The sequence below is a fragment of the Bacteroides sp. MSB163 genome, from assembly GCF_036416795.1.
In the GTDB taxonomy this organism is placed as follows: Bacteria; Bacteroidota; Bacteroidia; order Bacteroidales; family Bacteroidaceae; genus Bacteroides; species Bacteroides maternus.
The window spans coordinates 2,068,230-2,088,541 of record NZ_CP143867.1; the positions used below are offsets into that span (position 1 = coordinate 2,068,230).

11 protein-coding genes are annotated in these 20,312 nt (G+C 42.6%); 1 reads left to right on the forward strand and 10 read right to left on the reverse strand.

All coding sequences use genetic code 11. The annotated features are described in order from the left end of the window. Positions 1-18: 18 nt before the first annotated feature. The 10 genes from topA to VYM24_RS07225 form a co-directional block, all read right to left on the reverse strand. Positions 19-2,376 (reverse strand): type I DNA topoisomerase, encoded by a 2,358-nt coding sequence (gene topA / locus VYM24_RS07180; protein WP_291555031.1) that lies wholly within the window; start codon positions 2,374-2,376, stop codon positions 19-21. Positions 2,377-2,510: 134 nt separating this feature from the next. Next, the gene (locus VYM24_RS07185) at positions 2,511-4,151 is read right to left on the reverse strand and encodes a TonB-dependent receptor (RefSeq protein WP_330941863.1); all 1,641 of its coding nucleotides are present in this window, start codon (positions 4,149-4,151) and stop codon (positions 2,511-2,513) included. Between the two features lie 20 nt (positions 4,152-4,171). Further along, on the reverse strand, positions 4,172-7,204 hold the full coding sequence (locus tag VYM24_RS07190; RefSeq protein ID WP_330941864.1) for a tetratricopeptide repeat protein: 3,033 nt from the start codon (positions 7,202-7,204) through the stop codon (positions 4,172-4,174). Between the two features lie 155 nt (positions 7,205-7,359). Then, on the reverse strand, positions 7,360-7,887 hold the full coding sequence (locus VYM24_RS07195) for an NUDIX domain-containing protein (RefSeq protein WP_044263864.1): 528 nt from the start codon (positions 7,885-7,887) through the stop codon (positions 7,360-7,362). A 141-nt stretch (positions 7,888-8,028) separates the two neighbouring features. Next, positions 8,029-9,687 (reverse strand): RNA-binding domain-containing protein, encoded by a 1,659-nt coding sequence (locus tag VYM24_RS07200; RefSeq protein WP_044263862.1) that lies wholly within the window; start codon positions 9,685-9,687, stop codon positions 8,029-8,031. A gap of 217 nt (positions 9,688-9,904) precedes the next feature. Next, positions 9,905-10,132, reverse strand: coding sequence for a nucleotidyltransferase domain-containing protein (locus VYM24_RS07205; protein WP_217716028.1), 228 nt, complete (start codon positions 10,130-10,132; stop codon positions 9,905-9,907). Positions 10,133-10,280: 148 nt separating this feature from the next. Next, entirely contained in the window at positions 10,281-13,409 is a 3,129-nt protein-coding gene (locus VYM24_RS07210) for a leucine-rich repeat protein (RefSeq protein ID WP_330941865.1), read from the reverse strand. Between the two features lie 5 nt (positions 13,410-13,414). Next, positions 13,415-14,473: a hypothetical protein gene (locus tag VYM24_RS07215; protein WP_299095997.1), complete on the reverse strand. Its 1,059-nt coding sequence runs from the start codon at positions 14,471-14,473 to the stop codon at positions 13,415-13,417. 27 nt (positions 14,474-14,500) lie between these two features. Further along, positions 14,501-16,165 (reverse strand): fibronectin type III domain-containing protein, encoded by a 1,665-nt coding sequence (locus tag VYM24_RS07220; protein WP_330941866.1) that lies wholly within the window; start codon positions 16,163-16,165, stop codon positions 14,501-14,503. 27 nt (positions 16,166-16,192) lie between these two features. Beyond that, on the reverse strand, positions 16,193-17,542 hold the full coding sequence (locus VYM24_RS07225) for a PEGA domain-containing protein (RefSeq protein ID WP_330941867.1): 1,350 nt from the start codon (positions 17,540-17,542) through the stop codon (positions 16,193-16,195). Between the two features lie 1,440 nt (positions 17,543-18,982). On the opposite strand from VYM24_RS07225, the gene VYM24_RS07230 reads away from it, so the two are divergent. Then, positions 18,983-20,305, forward strand: coding sequence for an ATP-binding protein (locus VYM24_RS07230; protein ID WP_291549994.1), 1,323 nt, complete (start codon positions 18,983-18,985; stop codon positions 20,303-20,305). Positions 20,306-20,312 lie beyond the last annotated feature (7 nt).

Below are 20,312 nucleotides of genomic sequence, written 5' to 3' on the forward strand. Positions count from 1 at the left end.
GATTGCTTTATAATCCTTTTATGCTTTCTTTTTGGCGTATTTCCCTCGTTTCGGCTTAGCTGGAGCGGATGCAGCTTTCTCGCTTTGCAACTTGATGATTTCCATGCAGGCATCCAGGTTTAAATCTTCCGGAACGATATCCTTTGGGATTTTGTAATTACTGCCTTTATAAGCAATGTAAGGGCCATATCTTCCGTTCATGATTTCCAGTTCAGGTTCTTCGTCGAACTTCTTGAGGTGCTTTTTTGCTTCTGCTTCCGCTTTTTCTTTTATTAATTCCAAAGCCTCTTTCAATTCTATTTCCATCGGATCTACGCCTTTGGGAAGTGAAGTATAAGTCCCGCTGTAGTAGATGTACGGTCCGAAACGTCCGGCATTGACAGTAACCGTTTTACCTTCATGTTCACCAAGAGTACGAGGTAACTTAAACAGATCCATTGCTTCCTCTAAAGTGATTGTTTCGATGGATTGACCTTTCTTTAAAGGAGAGAAGCGGGGTTTTTCTTCATCTTCAGCACTTCCAATTTGTACAACAGGGCCAAAACGTCCGATTTTAACGCTTACAGGCTTGCCGCTAACAGGATCTTCTCCCAATATGCGTTCTCCGGTCTTGTGTGCATTCTTGGCGGCAAGAGTACTTTCTACGGACGGATGGAAGGTTTTATAGAACGTCTTCATGATAGTCGTCCATTTTGTATCTCCCTCGGCAATCTCGTCAAATTGTTTTTCTACACTCGCTGTAAAGTTATAATCCATAATGCTGGGGAAATACTGCGTCAGGAAGTCAGTCACTACTGTACCCGTATCTGTAGGTAGCAGTTTCGCTTTTTCTGCTCCGGTAATCTCAGTACGGGTGGCGTCTGTAATCTTGTTTTTCTTCAGGGTAATTACATTGTACGAACGTTCCTCACCATTTTTATCTCCTTTTTCTACGTACTCACGTTGTTGAACGGTAGAGATCGTAGGCGCATAAGTAGAAGGACGCCCAATGCCTAATTCCTCCAGTTTGCGCACCAAGCTTGCTTCTGTATAGCGGGGTGGATGTTGTGTGAAGCGTTCAGTGGCAGTAATGTTTTGGTACTCTAACTTCTGGCCTTTCTTTAACGGTGGCAGCAGATGGGTTTCATCTTCCTGTTCCACATCGTCATCATAAGATTCTCTGTATACACGCAGGAAACCGTCGAATTTCACAACTTCTCCCGTGGCGCTGAAGGCCTCGGATGTATTGCTTATACTGATGGTTGCTGTTGTCTTTTCCAGTTCGGCATCTGCCATTTGAGAAGCAATGGTACGTTTCCAGATCAGGTCGTAAAGTTTCTTCTCTTGTGCACTGCCTTCTATCTGTGCATTCTCCATATATGTGGGACGGATGGCCTCATGCGCTTCTTGTGCTCCTTTGGTCTTGGTGCTGAAGTGGCGTGGATGTACGTATTTGTCTCCCATCATATTGGCAATGGCTTCTTTGCTGCCGTTGATGGCGAGTTCCGATAAGTTTACGGAGTCGGTACGCATATAAGTAATACGTCCTGATTCATACAATCGTTGAGCTACCATCATCGTTTGTGCTACAGTGAAGCCAAGTTTGCGTGCGGCTTCCTGTTGTAAAGTAGAAGTAGTGAACGGTGCAGCCGGGCTCTTCTTTACCGGACGTGTCGTAATATCTTCAATGGTAAATATTGCCGATTGGCAGCTTTCCAAGAGCTTCTGCGCCTCAGCTTTGGTCTTAAGGCGATGTGCAAGTTCCGCCTTCATTTCAATGAGTTTTCCGTCAGTGTCGGGAACAAGGAAAACAGCAGTGACTTTATAAGATGCTTCACTTTGGAAAGCATGTATTTCACGTTCGCGCTCTACAATGAGTCGGACAGCTACGGATTGTACACGTCCGGCAGAGAGTGCGGGTTTCACTTTTTTCCATAATACAGGAGAAAGTTCAAAACCTACAATACGGTCAAGAATGCGGCGTGCCTGCTGAGCATTGACAAGATTGATATCAATATTGCGTGGTTGCTCGATAGCTTTCAGTATAGCGGTTTTGGTGATTTCATGGAATACGATACGTTTGGTATGTTCCGGTTCCAGTTTTAATACTTCATACAAGTGCCAGGCGATGGCTTCTCCCTCGCGGTCCTCATCGGAAGCCAACCATACGGTATCAGCATCTTTTGCTTCAGCTTTCAGTGTCTTAACCAGTGCTTTCTTATCTTCCGGAATTTCATAGTCCGGTTCAAAGTTTTTTTCAACGTCAATGCTGAATTCTTTCTTTTTCAAGTCGCGTATATGACCATAGCTGGAAAGAACTTTAAAATCTTTTCCCAGGAACTTTTCAATTGTTTTTGCTTTTGCCGGTGATTCGACAATGACAAGGTTTTTTGGCATAAATTTCTGTTTTATAGTGGCTCCTGCCACTGAATTCGCCCGCAAAAGTAGAAAAAAACAATTGTTTCCACCTTATAATATGTGGAGAATATATTCTTTTTTAGCAAAAATGACTTTTTTTGCCACGTTGTTTGTTAAAAACGAAAACTCACTCCACCCATGAAATTGATACCTTCTGTGGGATATCCCCAATAATATTGGTAGTCTTTGTTCAATAAATTGTTTGCACGCACATAGATTGATATGCCTTCAAAGACTTCGTAGCTACCGCCAAGGTATAGATTCCCAACCGGATCTACACGCTCGTTGCCTATCTTCTCACGAGTGATGTGCTGATAACCGAGGTTGATCAGGACAGAAGAAACCGGACGAATGTCTACCTTGAAATTTGCTTCGAAAGAAGGCATGTAATAGAGTAGCTGGTCTCCGCTGTTATTTTCTGTTTTAGCAGTTTTCCAGTCACGGTAAACGCCCGAAGCGGTGAAGGAAATAATATCCTTATAGCTGTAGCTGGCTTCGGCGCCTGCATATATGTTATGCATATTTCCTTGGAACAATTGAAGGTATGAACCGCTATAGTTCTCAATTGCGGCAGAAGCAAGATTATTCTTTAAATCCTGATATCCACCATAAATATTAAACCATAAACCTGTTACTGGACTGGTCTTGAAGCCGAGGGCAGCATTCAGCTGTTCGTAGGTGGCATCCAGTTGTATATTACTCTGACCATAAGGTGAAACCATTTCTAGCCTGCGGAAATCATTAGCCTGTCGTCCGCCTGTAGCCTGGGCGTAGAGAATGTAACTGTCAGAGAAGATATATTGGGCTGTCACGTCCGGTGCTATCCGGAATTTCTTGCCAAATCCGAATGCGAAATCCACGTGAGCGCCGAGACGGATTTTCCAGTCTTCGCTTTGATACAGATAATAGGGATTTAATTCCACAGAGGTATAATCTTCAAAAAGATTGTTCTTGTAGAACGTATTGTCCATGGAGAGATCTACTCCAACAAACTGCTCTTCAGAGATCGTTCCCATTGCACCGGCTTTTGTCCGTACCATAACTTCCTGTGCGTCCTGATATTGTATATCGTGTTGGCGTTCGTAGAACATCAGGTTGGTTTCGGCATGAAATTGAAGCGGTAATTCTTCGCTGGTTGATTTTATTCCGAAATGTACATCACCCGACAGGAATTTCTGCTTATTATTTGTGCTGCCGGGCATGAAGTTGAAGTTGCTTAGCCCGAAGTTTCCGGCTACATTTAAGTCCATTTTCCGGAAAGCATGTACATAATCCATGCCCGCATGTGTACGGTAATAACGTGCATCCCATTTATCCTTGGAATCAGGCAGATCTAACTTGCCATCCATGCCGTTCATGTGGAAATTCAGGTTCAGTTTGTCACTGTTAGGCAGGATGAACAGATAATTGGCACGAGCGTCCAGGTTGCCGTAATTGCCATATCCCAGACGGGCGTAGCCGCGTTTGGCTTTATCCTGGCTTTCAGCTCCTGTATACGCCTCCATGGTAGTTGCAGGGATATTTCCCGCAGGTGCGAGTGTGGCATCATATTCCACAGTCTTTTTGCTGACTGTTGGCGGCATTACCTTGGGCAGTACGTTTACTTTGGAAGCATCTATGATGTCCGGATTATATTCTTGTTCTACCACGACCGTGCGGCTCAGGGTAGTATCTTTAGCTTGCGTTTGGGCTTGCACCCAGTTCGGTATGGTTATAAGTGCCAATGCCCCGAATATATATTGTACCTTTTTCATATTTATAATTGACGAGGTTTTTACTTCAGTTTTTCTAATCTTTCATTAATCATCTGTTCGATGTCATCGTCGGCATGGTAATTCTGTTGCAGGCTCAGCAAGTATTGGCGTGCATCCAGTTTTTTATCCATTGCTACATATACATCCGACAGCAGAACGAAACTTCTTGCCAGCCAGTAAGCGTGTGGTGTGCTCTGATCAATGAAGTTGAGTATTTCCTTTTCAGCAGCAGCGTATTCACCTGCCTTATACAGTTGTTGAGCAACCAGATATTTGGCTTCGGCCCCATAAAGTGTGCGTGTATCCTTAGCCAGTGTCTGAAGGTCGTTCATGGCTTTCTTGTCGGCGCGTTGGTTCAGATAAGCCTTGGCACGGAAATACAGGGCTTCGTTGCGTAGCTCCGGTGTCAATTTGGTTTCGGCAAGCAGGTCGGTGGCAGCAGCGATTGTTTCCACGTCATCCTGCATCAGGGCGGCACTGCGCAGCATTCCTGTTTCTGCAAGCTGTCGGTGTTCGGGAGTGGTAGCTTTTGCTTTCAACTGTCTGTAGTCATTCAATGCCTGGTCAAACTGCTTACGGTTGAACAGGATTTCCGCACGTGCAATGAGTGCTTCCTGTGAATAAGGATTATCTGGATATTCCAGCAGTTTGCCGGCATGTTCCAATACGGCGGCTTCATCCTTCTGTTCTTTGCCAATCACACAAAGATAGTAATGGGCGTTCAGACTGAATGCACCGTTGGGGAAGCTTTGCAGGTAACGGGTAAAGCTTGATTTGGCAGGAGCGATCTCTCTCTTTATATATACCTTTTCTGCGGCGATATAAGTCAGAGAATCCTGCTCACTGGCATCAAAGCGGATTTCTCCCGGCATCTTGGCTGCCAGGGCGGCAAATTCATCTACGCGGTTAGCGTCTACATAGATCGATTTCAGGTCACGCATGGCGAGACGTGCTTCTTCACTACCCGGATACTGGGTTACTACATGCTTGTAAGCATCTATCGCGCGATCATATTCATCGTTTTGGTAATAAAGCAGGCCGATTTCAGCAGCGGCTTTGCGGCTGACCGGGCTTTCGGGATATTTATCCAGCAATTCTTTAAATGCTGCGATAGCCTGGCGACTGTTGCTTGTCTGTACATACGAACGGCCTTTTTCGTAAAGAGCATTTACGGTATAGGGCGAAGACGGATATTTGTTTGCCATGCGGTTGAGCAATGCAACCTTACCATCATAATCTTTCTGCAAGCCGGCAACCAAAGCCAGCTGATAGAAAGAATAATCACCTGCAGGAGTTCCCATGTTTTCTGCTTTGGTATAATACTGCTTGGCTTCATCGAAACGGCGTACGTGCAGATAACAGTCACCTATGCGATTGTAAGCATCTGCGAGTGCAGTGGGATTTTCTCCTTTTTCCAGTTGCGTGAATTTCAGGAAACGGTTCTGGGCAAGTGTGTAATCTTTCTCATGAAAAGCTATGTAGGCCAGATTATAGTATGCCAGTGCATAAGTTTCTGTATTTCTGTCCGGAGTAAGATTCAGATATTCACTGAAGTTACTTGCTGCTTCCTGCATCCGGTTCAGACGATAATAAGCTTCTCCTCTCCAATAAATAGCATCCGCCTTGTTTTGCAGATTATATTGTCCCAAGGCTACAGACTGGTTAAAGTAACCGATAGCTTCCTGGAATTGTGCATTGGCAAAAGACTGTGTACCGAGATGGAACAAGATTTTCTGTTTCGCCTCCAGAATTGCAGTGCTCGGGTGAATGATTCGTTCGATGGATTTCAAGGCGGCTTCGTAACTGCGGGTATTCATGTATACCTCTACCAGATAACTGCTGACTTTGTCTACATATTGGGAGTTCGGGAATTCATTAAGGAATTTCTCGAAAACAGTAACAGATTCACCGAAAGCGGAATAGGAGGTTTCGTGAATACAAAGGGCGTAATTGTAAGCCGCCTGCTCTTTGACTTGCATATCTGCATTGGAGGCAGCAGCTTGCTCAAATGCCATGCGTGCCTTGTTCTTATCTGACATTTGCAGATAAGCCAACCCCATGTGCAGATAGGCATTTTGTGCCAATGCGTCATTTTCAGCGGTTACTTCACCGAGGGTATTGGCCGCTTTGGAGTATACACCGCAGTTGTAGTACGAAAGTCCCAGCATATAGAGTGCATCCCGACGGGGGGCAGCCTCTTTATTGTTTTCCAGATACTTTTCAAATGCCTCCATGGCTTCGTGATACTTTCCGAAGTGATAGTCGGCATCACCGAGAACGCGGTACATTTCAGCTGTATATTCATTATTCGGGTAGGCGGACAGATAATTCTGCGCTACTATTTCCGCTTTATCATAATTCTTTTTAATCAGGTAAATCTCTGCAATATAATAAGGTGCAAGCGCTTTGTATTTGGCGTTATCCTGTAAAGACAGGAAGCCGGTCATTGCTTCGTCATAACGTTGCTGGGTGTAGCGGATATAAGAAATGTAGTATGTGCAATCGGCTGCATACTTTTTACTGGTACTACGGAGAGTTTCGAACCATATGGCAGCTTCTTTCACATTACCTGTTTTCAAATAGCAGGTTGCCAGGCGGTACGTCATATCGTCGCGTTCTTCGTTTCCCAGCAGGTCGAGGCGGGAAGAATTGAACATGGCCATGGCCTCATCGTATTTTCCTTCGAAGAAATATACGGATGCCATAAGTGCATAAATGCGATTGGCATAGGGGGTATCGGGATATTCATCCAGATAGGCCTGCAATTTGTCTAAACTTTTAAGGTCTTTTAGTTCGTAGGCAGCACATACCAGCATATACTCGGCTTCCATCCGTTCGCCTGTGACAGGCAGGGGCTTGCCTTCTGCATCTATCTGGCGTACGAATGCTTGCAACGGTGGGATGGCAGCTGCATACGCTTTTTGTTGGAACAGTGACTGTCCTTCCTGGTAAAGTCGTTGAGGGGAAGTGATATTCTCGCTGGTCTGTGCCGTAGCGAGCAAAGGTGCACAGCAGAGTGCCGTGCATAGTATTCGGGAGAGTTTATTCTTCATAATGCAACGCGTTTTTACAAAAGTACGGGTTTTAAGTCGAATTTGTTACACTTGTTTGGCTTTTTTAGGAATGGTGAGAAATAAATAGCATCTTTTTATTCTCCTATTGGGGAAATATTTTTTGCCAATAGGAGAAAAAAAACTTCTTATTTGAGTCATTTTTCCTTTTCTTTCAGGAATATTTCTAATCCTTTCCGGATTGAACCTAGTCCGAAATCTTCTGTATGTATATCTTTTAGCGGCAGGAAAAAAACATCTGCCGCGTCATCCATGGCTTTGTAATGCAATGTATCGGTGACTGAGCACCGGAAAAACTGATCCAGTGTGTGGACAGTAAAACCGGAATACACATATATATTAGGCAAGGAAAAGAGATATTCCGCCTTTTCCACTTCCATTCCTGTCTCTTCTTTTACTTCACGCGTAACTCCTTCTTCTCCGGTTTCCGCCATGTCGATGAAACCACCAGGCAAATCCAGTGTTCCTTTGGCGGGGTCTTTGGCACGGCGGCATACCAACAGTTCGTTCCGTTCATTCATTATCAGTGCCACGGTGGCAGCGGATGGGTTGAAATAATAGACGAATCCACAGTCGGCACAGCGTTTGGACTTTTCATTGTTGATATCAAAATGTGCGGAGCCACACTTGGGGCAGTATTTGAATTGGGATAGGGGATGTTCCATAAATGGTTAAATATTAGGTTTAGAATGATGTATTACTGAACTACTGATTTTTAATTGATACCTTTATCGAGTATACTTGATACGCCACTCAATCAGATTTACAATCCGTTGGGACGGGGCTCTATCTTAAGGTTCTGGAAGTTAATTTGATCTTCCATCTAATAATAAGAGAATTCGCTCACCTGGCCCAGATATTTTATACGTTTGTTTAGGACTTGTTCTTCTATTTGGGAATTCCATTTCTACCCAGCCCAGTGCAAGTAGCGGATCTAAGTATCTGGCTCTATTATCAGAATGGTTTTTTAATCCCATTTTTTCGAAAAGCTCGGTTCGGGGAATTCTTTGCTGCAGGAGCACTAACATTTCTTTAACTCTACCATGAATTTCTTTATTTAGTATGTCGCTAACTTGGTCGCTAACTTGGTCGCTAACTTGGTCGCTAACTTGGTCGCTAACTTGGTCGCTAACTTGATTTGCAAAGTCAATAAGGTCATTTATATTGCTAAAGGTTAGCTTAATATCTATATCGGCACTTGGTTTTGTAAATATCTTGTCCGCTAAAGAATGAGCAGGGATGATTGCCAGAAAATAGCTACTGATATCATCTGTTTCAAAAATAGGCTTAGGTGAGCCATTGGCTTCTAATGCGCCGTATATTGCAGGAAAACCAGTCCCTCTCCCTTCAGTTAGTTGTAATTCTTTCAGAAAATCACCGATACGTCTATTCCTATATTCACGAGCCACAATGCGACGTTTGGTTTTCAATACTTTAAAGTCTACTGGGGGAACAGGACCTGGAAAACTTAGTATTTCTATTTTATCTGGCCATATTTGTATTTCTATTGGAGATTGTCGTTCATAACTTTTGTGATATATTGCATTTGATAAGGCCTCTTCTATAGCTACATAGGGAAAATTATAGAATCTTAATGCCTCTGCCTTGTTTTTTTGCTTGATAACTTTTTCAGCGATGATATTAGTGCGAATAAAGTCCAGAACATTTCTTAATTGCTTTTGTATGCATCCTTTGAAGTAATATTCTTCAAATAGTTGTCCCGATCCATCTTTATGCCATACCAATTCAATCCATGAACGGGGAAAGAATTTCTCGGGATTTTTTGAGAAGAATAGTAACCCAACGTTTACCGGACGTAAATCTTCTTCCGGACCTTTTGCTATATACATTGCTTTTGCCAAATCTACTAGTGGCATTCTGGTACTTTCGGCATATAAGTCACTTTTGATTTCTTGTAAATGAGCTTGAATAAGACTTAAATCAAAATCATCGATTTTAGCTTGGTGATTAATGCGGTCGTCGAATGGAATATGTGCAGTTTGTTCTAGCAGTTGACGCAGGTTTTCATCTTTGGCTATAATACTCTCACTACCTACACGTATATAAGGTTGCCGTTGCGCTTTTGAACCAAGCGTTACTGGGGCAGTATACATACGGTTATCTCCTGCAGGGCACCAAAGCACTAAAATGTGTTTACCCTGCAGAATATAGGGTTGGATGATTGGAAAGTAGTTAGGTTGTATTTGGTAACCTATGTTAATGATCTCCTTTTGCAATTTATCTAAACAGTTTTCATTTAATCCAATGGGAGGTAATTCCGGCTTACCATTATTTTCATTGATTCCGATGGTTATATATCCCCCTCCCCAGTTATGGAGATCATTGGCAAAAGCACACAAAGTATGGATGATCGTTTCCGGATTCCAACCGGATTTGAATTCAATTCGTTCCCATTCAACGGTGTTGCCTTTTATTAAGTCTTCTATATTTATTGGTAAAGCCATATTAAGTCACCTGTATTTCTGCAAATGTACTGAATGTTATTGGTATGGCAATAAATGGTAGAAGATAAAATCAATCACTAAGCCTAATGTAAGCTTAAATACTACTGATTATAGTTCTTTGAGATATATTTCTATTCTGATAATATCCATGTACGAGGACGTGCCGCATATATATGACTGCTTCCCATTACACTTTTGCAATAATCGTCCTTTATCTTTAGGCTTTTCTCTCATAGATTAATATTTTATCTCGTTCTGCACTATCCTTGGCAAAATCTTTTAATTGCCCTTCTTCTACTAAGTCTATATCTTTATGTAATACTTTTCTTTCAATATCACTTTCATGTGTTTCTTCGCCGCGAGAGTAAGAGCCGAATACCCATGCTTTCTCGATAGGTTGTAGCTTAAAAAAATCTTTTAACTTATTGACGATAACTTGTTTCATAGAAAAACGGCTTTTTGTAAATGTACTAAATGTTATTGATATGTCAATCATTGGCAGAGATAAATACTGTTATAGTGATTTAGAAGAAAGGCCCTATCACTCATTTATCATGGTGTAGGACCTTTCTCTAAATTAACAAACAATTAACTTATTGAACCAGAATCTTTTTTCTTGCCAGCAGATAGATGCCTTTTTCCAGTCCGGTGACAGCAGTGGTACCTTCCTGTACTTCAACCTGACGTACCATGTGTCCGGCTGTATCGTAAATGGAAAGCGTACGCTCGCGGTCACTCTTGATGTAAAGGACACCATATCGGACATAGATTTCTATTCCATTCCATGCGTCGGAAGGTAGTGCTTCTATGCCGGTGATTTCTCCTCCTATTCCTCCGATACTGTAAAGTTTCGGTGCGTTGACTATTGCCTCTTTGCTAATCAGATAAGCTTCGAAGGCTTGCACATTGCGCAAGTTACGGACGAACGCGCTACCCGGGGCGATATTCTCATACGTAGCTGTGTTGATGGCATACACTGTGTCATGCTTGAATACCGTTTCATAAACTGGGACCATAATCCGGTTGCTTCCTTCTATGCGTACAAGTTCCTTGTTGGAGGTTGCTTTTATCTCTACTCCTTCTGTATCTTCGGCATGGAAGAGTACTTCTCCGCTGATGTTGAACTCATCTTCATACGAATCGCTGTTGGGCATGGAGATGATATAAGGGGTATTTGCTTTCATAGCAGTGGTGTGCTGGAAACCGTCAATGGTCATTTCTGCCAGCCAGAAAGGTTTAACCCCTTCCTTGCCACTGTTGAAAGGTGCCAGTTCTCCTTTCTTTTCGTTGCTGAAAGTTTGCACATCAAATGGTAGTGCGATTGCTTCCCAACCGGCTGCATCTGTTTTGTTGCCGGAATACATACTGAAGTTGCGTTTATAGGTAATGTCTTTTACCTTAAACGGTTGCGGGACACGGAAGCCTTTGCCATGAGTTAAAGTAATCTTTTCGGCTATACCGCCGATAACTACATTTCCTTCATACGTGCATTCTGCTCCTTCCGGTGCAAATATAAGCAGATTGCCCATCTTGGCAGGTGTGTCGAAACTTTCGGCTGTGATAGTTGCTTGCGCATTCCAGTCTATTAGCAGCAATTGGTTGCAGCCATTGAATACGGCTTTCCCTACAGACTTTACACTGGCAGGAATTTCCATTTCAGTCAGTCCGGTACAACTGTTTAAAGCTGCTGGGGCAATCTCTGTCGTATGATTGGAGAGTACGAGGCGTGTCAGATTGGGCAGGTTGTAGAACATATAGTCTCCTGTGACATCATCCGCGGTGAGATAATTCTCGTAGTATTTATCCCCGCCTTCTACTATACGTGCTCCGCTGATGTCAAGTCGTTGCAGGTTCGTCAGGCTTCGGATGAACTTGATGTCGGTTCCGTTGAGATAGCCGGTAAGTGTCAGATTGACGATAGCTTCCTTATCGCCTACCAGTTCGGGCAGAGTGCCGGCTGGTTCCACATGAATGGTGTCGGAAGTGTTTTGCCCGATGCAGACGATGGTGATTGCATCCTTGTTGTAGGTCTCGTCATGGGTTGCATCGTGCAACAGGGCATAGTATGTACCTTTTTCTTCGGTCTTCACTTTTTTACCTGTTAATATATCGCTACCACTGAGAGTATATACCAACTCGTTTTTGGGGTTGAAGATAGAAAGAATACAGGGTTGATCCGCTTTCCAATAGACGGAATCTTCTTTGTTGATATCAATGCTAATAGCTTCTAATGTCCGGCTTACAGGCTTTTGAAAGTTACTTCCTTTATTCAAGGTCAACAGCTTTGCTTCTATCGTTTGCTTGCTGGTATGTGCAAAGGTGTCAATGGAAGCAACACTCCAACGTTCCGCTTCATCCTTAAACTGAAGGTTCAATTGTACATCGCTTGCCCAGGCGAATGTTGCTGTTCCGCTCTCTTTGCTCGTACTTGTCAGTTGAATGCTTTCCGGCATCGTTTTCGGGATGATGGCTTCCGGTATGTCAAGGAGGAAGCCATCCCATTGGAGGACTTCTGTTGGTGTGAAGTTTCCGGTCTGTAACGTGTTTAAGTCATCGTTTAGCCAATAAGCATAGTTGCTGATCTTGCCTTTTGTTATGTTCTCTGATGGGCATACAAAGTATTGTGTCAACAGGCTACTCCAGTTTCCGAGTTTGTCTTTTGCTCTGAAATTCAGGTAGTGTACACCTCGCTCCAAAGTAGCGACATCTAAATCGAGCATGATTGTACCGTTGGTACTTTCTGTTGTTTTCTTATTTTCAATATCTTTATCAATCCAATACTCATAACTATTCAAGGCGTTGTCTGCTCCGTTGTCCGTACTGGTGCGATAGAAGTATTGCGTCAACAGGTTACTCCAGTTTCCGAGTTTGTCTTTCGCTCTGAAATTCAGGTAATGTACACCTTGTGATAAGTCGGACACATCTAAATCAAGCGCAATCATTCCGTTGCTGCTTTCTACGGATTTCTTATTCGTCACGTCTTTATCAATCCAGTACTCATAACTGCTTAGGGCATTATCTGCTCCGTTATCCGTGCTGGTGCGATAAAAGTATTGCGTCAATAGATTACTCCGGTTCCCGAGTTTATCTTTCGCTCTGAAATTCAGATAGTGTACTCCCTGTGTTAGAGTAGTGACATCTAAATCGAGTATGATTGTACCGTTGGTACTTTCTGTTGTTTTCTTATTCGTAATGTCTTTATCAATCCAGTACTCATAACTGCTCAGAGCATTATCTGCTCCGTTATCCGTGCTGGTGCGATAAAAGTATTGCGTCAACAGATTACTCCGGTTCCCGAGTTTATCTTTCGCTCTGAAGTTTAGATAGTGCACCCCCTGTGTTAGAGTAGTGACATCTAAATCGAGTATGATTGTACCGTTGGTACTTTCTGTTGTTTTCTTATTCGTTACGTCTTTATCAATCCAGTACTCATAACTGCTTAGGGCATTGTCTGCTCCGTTATCCGTGCTGGTGCGATAGAAATACTGGGTTAAGGGGGGACTCCACTTCCCTTCGCTGTCTTTTGCACGGAAGGTGATATAGTGTAGGCCTTGACTGAATGTGGATACATCTGCTTCGAAAGAGATCTGTTCCTGAGTATGGGCAGTATACACTTTCGATGGATAGTCTGTGTCGAACCAGTACTCATATCCTACCAGATTTTGTCCTTTTATCAATGTCGACAAAAGGAGAAAGGATAGTATATAAGTTATTCTTTTCATGTCTTTTATAGTGTATTATCTCCTACTTTTACAGTAATGCTGACTTTCAGCTTCCCATTTTCTGTTTTAGGGGCGATGTTTTTTGATACAATGGTGGGGATGGTGAGGATGGTGTTGAAAGGGCTGCTACCACCATGTATTCCGACTTGAGTGCCGTCTGTGCCGATGTATTGGGTTTCCCAGCCATCAAGGAGAGGATATCTATGCCCTTCATAATAGTCATTAAAAGGTGTATTGCCAAAACCTATACGGTAATTAGAACTTTGTACAATAACGCCGTTGAGGGCATTTTCATAATTATATAGATTGTTGTATGCATTACATTCTGATTTGAGTGATGATCCGGCACCATAACTTTGTTCAAAGCCATTATACGTATATACATAATATATAACATTATTCCTAAATGTTCCAATCAAGTTATTCGTAGGATAAATGAGGACATTATTCTGCAACAATATTGAAGATGTAGTTGTATTGCTCCCTAAGTAATTAATGATACTATTACTAACCACCATATTCTGTGAATCTCCCGGTTCCAACCAATTAGCAACTCGGCAATGAATAATAGACACCCCATCAGACGTTGTCATATTCTTATTTTCCGCATCCCAAAAGGTTAGATTCTGAAATCTGCATTTCACGAATGATGCCGTAGACAAATGCTTGGTTATTCTGACACGGTCTGCAGAATAAATTCCTTCTATATATAACCCTTTAGCCGGTGCGTCATTTACAGTTTCAAGTGCTATTGCAAAATCTCCCGCTATTCGGGTGGGAAATGCCATATTCCCTTCTTTTTGCGATGTAGTATCTGCTCTCATCTCATATCCATTACCATAGATAGACACTGCCTTTGTGATGTCTATAGCATTATATGTGCCTGCTCCCAATGTAATGGTGTTTCCATTCTCTGCTGCTTCCATTGCTTCTTTAAAAGCATCCGAGCCATAGAAATACTGTGTAGTTTCTCCTTTTTGCAATGTTGCCAAAAGGACATCCTGCGCTTTTGCACTGCCTATCGCAACACAAACCATAACTAACGAAAATAATACCTTCTTCATAATCTTAAATCTTTAGTAGTTAATATTTTATTTCTTTTTTATCGTTCTTGTTCCCGGGAATGCCGGATCATCAATGCTCGGGTCTGTTTTTTTAGTTTTTGCCGTTGTGGTACCGCTGTAAGCATATCCGTTTTTGTTATGAGCATACGCCCGAATATAATAGGTTGTATATCCGATAAGTCCTGTCATTGTCGCTGACATTTCTCCTGTGGTACCGTCTATCTTGATTATTCCTTCATTTTCTTCTATAGTCGGCGTTCCTGTATGGCTATAGACGAATCCCCGTTCATCAATCTTCGCTCCTCCGTCACTCGAAATCGTTGCGGATGCGTCGAGGGTAGATGGGGTAGGATTGCTTGCGGAGATATTTTCTATTGTAGCAATGGTGGAACTCCCCGTCTTTATTTTAATGAATGCACTACTGTATCCCACTCCTTTCGGGTTGATGGCATAAGCCCGTACATAATATTCCGTATTATACTTCAGTCCGGTCAATACAGCTTCAAAATCATTTCCGGTAGAGGACGAGGCGACAAAGTCATTATCCAGGGTCGGTTCGGAATTGCTTGTACTCCAGCAGAACCCTTTTTCGGTGATGGTAAGTCCACCGTTGTCTGTGACGGATGCTTTTATGATTGCATTATCATCGTTTACCTGTACTTCCTGAAGATTGCCGAGTGTCGGCTTAAAAGTTTGTTGCGTCTTCACCGTAATACTGGTGCTATAGAACACACCGTCGCGGGTACGTGCGTAAGCACTAATATAATAAGTTGCCCCTTCTTCAAGTCCTGTTATTGTGAAGTCTACGGCGTTTCCTTCTGACTCATCTTTTGCTGATGTGTCATTAATTGTCGGTGAAGTTACCGTTTTGCTAAAGCAAGCCCCTTTTTCGATTATACTGAAATCGGCAGCTGCTGTAATGATAGATTTAATATGTACGGATGACACATCCAGGTCACTATAATCCGGTACTGATAGGGAAACTGTTTGTTTGACGGGAGTAGTACACTCTATGGTATTGCTGTAGCCGATTCCCTTTTCATTGAGAGCATACGCCCGGATGTAATATCTTTGTTCCGGTTTTAATCCTTCGATGAGAGCGCTGAAAGTATCTGTCGTCTCTTTAACTTCTATTTTGTTCCCATTCACGGAAGGTTCGGCGGTTTCCACACTCCAACAGAATCCCCGTCCGAGGATGTCGAATCCCCGTTTGTCCGTGATGGTTGCCGATACTTTCATGCTGCTGGCGGTCAGGTCTTTGTCCGCAATGCTGCCCATATTCAGGCGCGGGGTCTTTTCGGTGATACTGAATGATACGATTTCTCCCCGCTTTATGCTGTATCCGCTGGAAACGTAAATACAGAAATAGTAGGTTCCCGGTGACATCTCTTTTAAGTCGCAGAGGTATTTGTTGCCTGTATTTGAGGAAGCGGTTTCCTTTATGGCCTTTTCGCTTCCGGAAGTGATGATTTCCTCCGAAGTGGCGATTAGAAATCCGATTTCATTTTGAATCGTGCTTTGAGGATTGGTTGCCACTTCTCCTGAAAGAGTTATGTCTATGCCCGGTTTATCGAGGTCTTCTGCACTTCCGGTCGTCACGGTGGGTGCAAAACTTGTAGGTTCGGTGTCCTTTTCACATCCTGTCACCCATAGCAACAGGCTGCACCAAATGATATATTGTAGTCTTTTCATTGTTCAAATAAGGATTAAGATTAAGAATCAGAAAAAGAAGCCTATTCCTGCACTGAGTTCATGATATTTGAAGTTGACGGTTTGGAAGCCGACGGATATGGCGAACTGTCCTAAACGGCCGATGGCTCCTACTTCGGCGGCTACACCAGTGGCAGAGTGGTCAGTGTTTTTCACCAGTTCGCCGTCTATCGTTTCCCATGCCAGCACCCGGTTGCCGTATCCGGCACCAATGTAGGCATACAATGGCTTGACAATTTTTCGTAAATATCCTGCTGTGATGGACATGCGTGCTTTGGTTGTGGCACCTTCTTTATAATAAGGAGTACCTGCGCCATTGCTCAATGCTCCTGTGTCATCGCATTCCAGATCGGTGGAAGCTGAGCCAAAGTCGCTGCGGAAACGAATGTATGCCCCGTTGTTGCTGATTATGCCGACCATCGCCCCGTAAGAAGTTTGTGAAGGGTGATAGCCCACTTCCGCCATTACCAGTGTGCGGCGCGGTTCTTTGGGCTTGATGGTCGATTTCATCTTGAAAGTGAGGCTGCTTGTCTGCCCGGCTTTAATCGTTACGGTACTATCCATTGGGAAGAAGAACTCTTTTTCTATACGTACCCGATAGTCTTTCAGGGGTAAGCGGTCACTTTTATAAGGAGTTTGCCCCGCCAATTCGTTGTCTATATAAACTTTGGCATCCTGTTCGGGCAGGGAGAAGATTTCCAGATATCCGAATCTTGGTTTCAGCGTTACGCTCATGATTTTCTGTTCGCTGCCCAGGTCGATGATTCCGGCTTCAGGAGCATACATAGGAGCTTCTACGCGATAGGTATGGGTACCTTTTTTCATGGTGGCGGTGAACAGTCCGTTTTCGGTAGGCACTTTATCGTCATCAATGTAGATGTCGGCTGTTGCCGGGTCGGGGCGCATGACGATGAGTTGGGTATTGCTATCCACGGGTGTTTGCTGTGTTCCGTCTCCTACTTGTATTTCCATTTCGTAGACAGTAGCTTTCTCTATAATGTCGGGATAGAAGTAGTTGCGGAGTACACCGAACTTATCGTGCATGATTGAGATACGCCGTGCTCCACGGGGGATGTACAGCCAGATTTCTCCGGGTTTGTTTTCGCGGGTAACGATGCCGAGTGCGTCCGGTTCGAACATCAGGTCTTTTTCAGTAGTGACGATGCGGATGAGGGCGCATACTTCTCCGTTCTGATCCCGTTGCGGAGCGGTGATCCGGGCGGTGACATCGGTTTCCATCCGGTTGAATGCAGTTACCTGGATTTTGTTTTGCGCTTCCGTTGTAAGAGCTGTGAAGCACAAGCACATAGCCCAAAATAATTTTGTCGGCAACCACTTTGTCGGCTTGCTGTTTGTCATAGCGTGTTTTTCTATTTCTTCCGTCTATCCTCTTCGGCGGAGGTTACTATATAAAAAAGCGTGAGGACCGTTTCTGTTCATCTACCCTTAAGGTTCTGGAATACCTTGCCCCAGATGAACAACAGCCCTCACGCCTATGTTATATATAACGTAGACGTGAAGAAACTGTTGCTATTGTTCCGGGGTTGAATTTTCCAGATTCTAAGGGTGGAACAATAACTTTCGCTTCTTGCGTTTTTAAACTCACATTTTATAGTCTTATGCGTTACCTATCTCTATAAGCAGCAAGACTTGGTACAAATGTAGGATAATTTTTCTTAATAAAGAATTTCCTTGGATAAATTTTTTATTATAAATAGTGGAATACCGGTTAATGTCTGCGTTGCTTTTTCTGCATAATCTGTTATTTTGACCACTTAGTATAGATATAATGCTGTTTATCTATGAAAGTTTGGATATGGCGACTATCCGTCCCCTTTGAACTTGAACTTTGGTTTGTCCTTTCTATAAATCTACTTTTCTTCTTACAGTTCTTTCAGCTTTTCTCGAATCGCCCCATTTGCCGGCTTTACGGCTGAAACTTCCGGTGTATGAGCTGAATCATCCAAAAATCACTCAGTGATGCCATACTTTATCAATCTGACAGATTGACAAAGTGATAATCCTGATGCGCGAGAATGTTTTCTTTCAAGCCCTAACGGAGGGAAAGAAGAAAAAACGTAAGGATGACGTTTGGCGGAAGTGCACAGTGAGTGCTGTTTGTGGGAAAAAGAAGGCATAGTGTTCCTCTTGTGCCCTATTTTGTTTCAGATAATCTTCATGTGTGATGCGATTGTAGCAAAATGTAATATACTGAATGGTTCGGCCTTGTATTCAAATAGAACAGGATAAACCGGTTTTGGAGGAAGGCTACACCCTTTTTCCCGGATGGTGTCACCCTTTTAACAAGATGGCTACACCTTTTGACCCAAAGGGTGTAGCCATCCTGTAAATTACATCATTCGTTTTACCCAATTACATCATTCGTTTTACCCAATTACATCATTCGTTTTACCCAATTACATCATTCATTTTACCCAATTACATGGTTAGTTTGAGGTAAACCGATGATTTATTTCAAGGAAAATGAGGATTCATTGTTCCGGAAGAGCATTTTTAATCCAAGTGTGTGTTAGCGGAATTCGTGTATTGGTATCTTTATGTTTGCAAAACAGGGGTATTGGTGTCTTTATCCTTAATTCTTATTCGTCGACTATGGACGTATCGTATATTTCTGAATGACACTTCGAAATTAGATTAAAGTGCATTTATGTAGTAAAGCTATAAATTTAAATAAAGGAGAGACTGAGGATTTTCTTGTAATGTTTTGTATTACCGCTTTTTATTGATTAGCTTTGTAACCTCTGTAACGGTTACGGGGGTTACAAAATTGATATGACTATGAGATTCTATGATCGTACGAATGAATTAGCTGAGTTACAGCGTATAAATAAACTGTCATTTAATGACCACTCCCGCTTGACGGTAGTGACCGGTAGGAGACGTATCGGTAAGACAAGCCTTATCATGCGGTCTGTAGAAGATTCACCTACCGTGTATTTATTTGTAGGTCGTAAGAATGAGGCGACTCTTTGCGCTGAGTTTATTCCTGTTATCGCTCAATCCCTGGAGACTTTTGTTCCTAATGAAATCCGCACTTTCCGGTCATTGTTTCAGTATTTGATGGAATTGGCTGTGAATAGGGCATTTAATCTTGTTATTGATGAATTTCAGGAATTCTACAATATTAATGAATCAGTTTACAGTGATATGCAGAATCTTTGGGATCAATATCGTAGGAAGTCCCGTATGAATCTGATTGTATCCGGTTCCATTTACTCTTTGATGCAAAAGATATTTCAGAATTCAAAAGAGCCGTTATTTGGCAGGGCTGATAACATCATCAAATTATCAGCTTTTAGCTTGACGACTTTGAAGGAAATCATTCACGATCACAGACCTGATTATTCTAATGATGATTTGCTTGCCCTTTACGCTTTTACAGGTGGGGTGCCAAAATATGTAGAGTTGTTCTGTGATAACGGAGCGTTGAGCGTAGACGAAATGATAAATTTCATGATTCGGGAAAACTCTCCTTTTATCGATGAAGGAAAAAACCTGCTGGTAGAAGAATTTGGTAAGAACTACGCTACCTATTTTTCTATATTAAGCGCTATTTCGGGAGGCATTAATACACAACCTGAAATAGAGGCTGCATTGGGAAATAAGAGTATAGGAGGACAGATTAAACGACTGATTGAAGATTATAATATAATCGTACGGAAGCGTCCCATATTGGCAAAAGAAGGAAGTCAGACTGTTCGTTATGAAATACAGGATAATTTTATTCGTTTCTGGTTTAATTATTTTGACCGTCATCGCTCTTTGATAGAAATTAAAAACTTTGTGGGACTACAGGCTATCATTAAAGCGGATTATCCTACCTATTCAGGTAAGATGTTAGAAGAATATTTCAAACAGAAATTTGCGGAAAGCTTTCAGTACAGAGCTATCGGTTCATGGTGGGATACCCGAAACGGGCAGGATGAAATTGATATTGTAGCTTTGAAATTAGAGAAAAAGCAGGCGGTAGTTGCAGAAGTGAAAAGGCAAAAGAAGAACTTCAAGCCGGAATTGTTAGCGGCGAAAGTAGAACATCTTAAGCGTAAACTGTTGCCTAAATATCAGATAGAAATGGTTTGTCTATCATTAGAATCGATGTAGCATATGC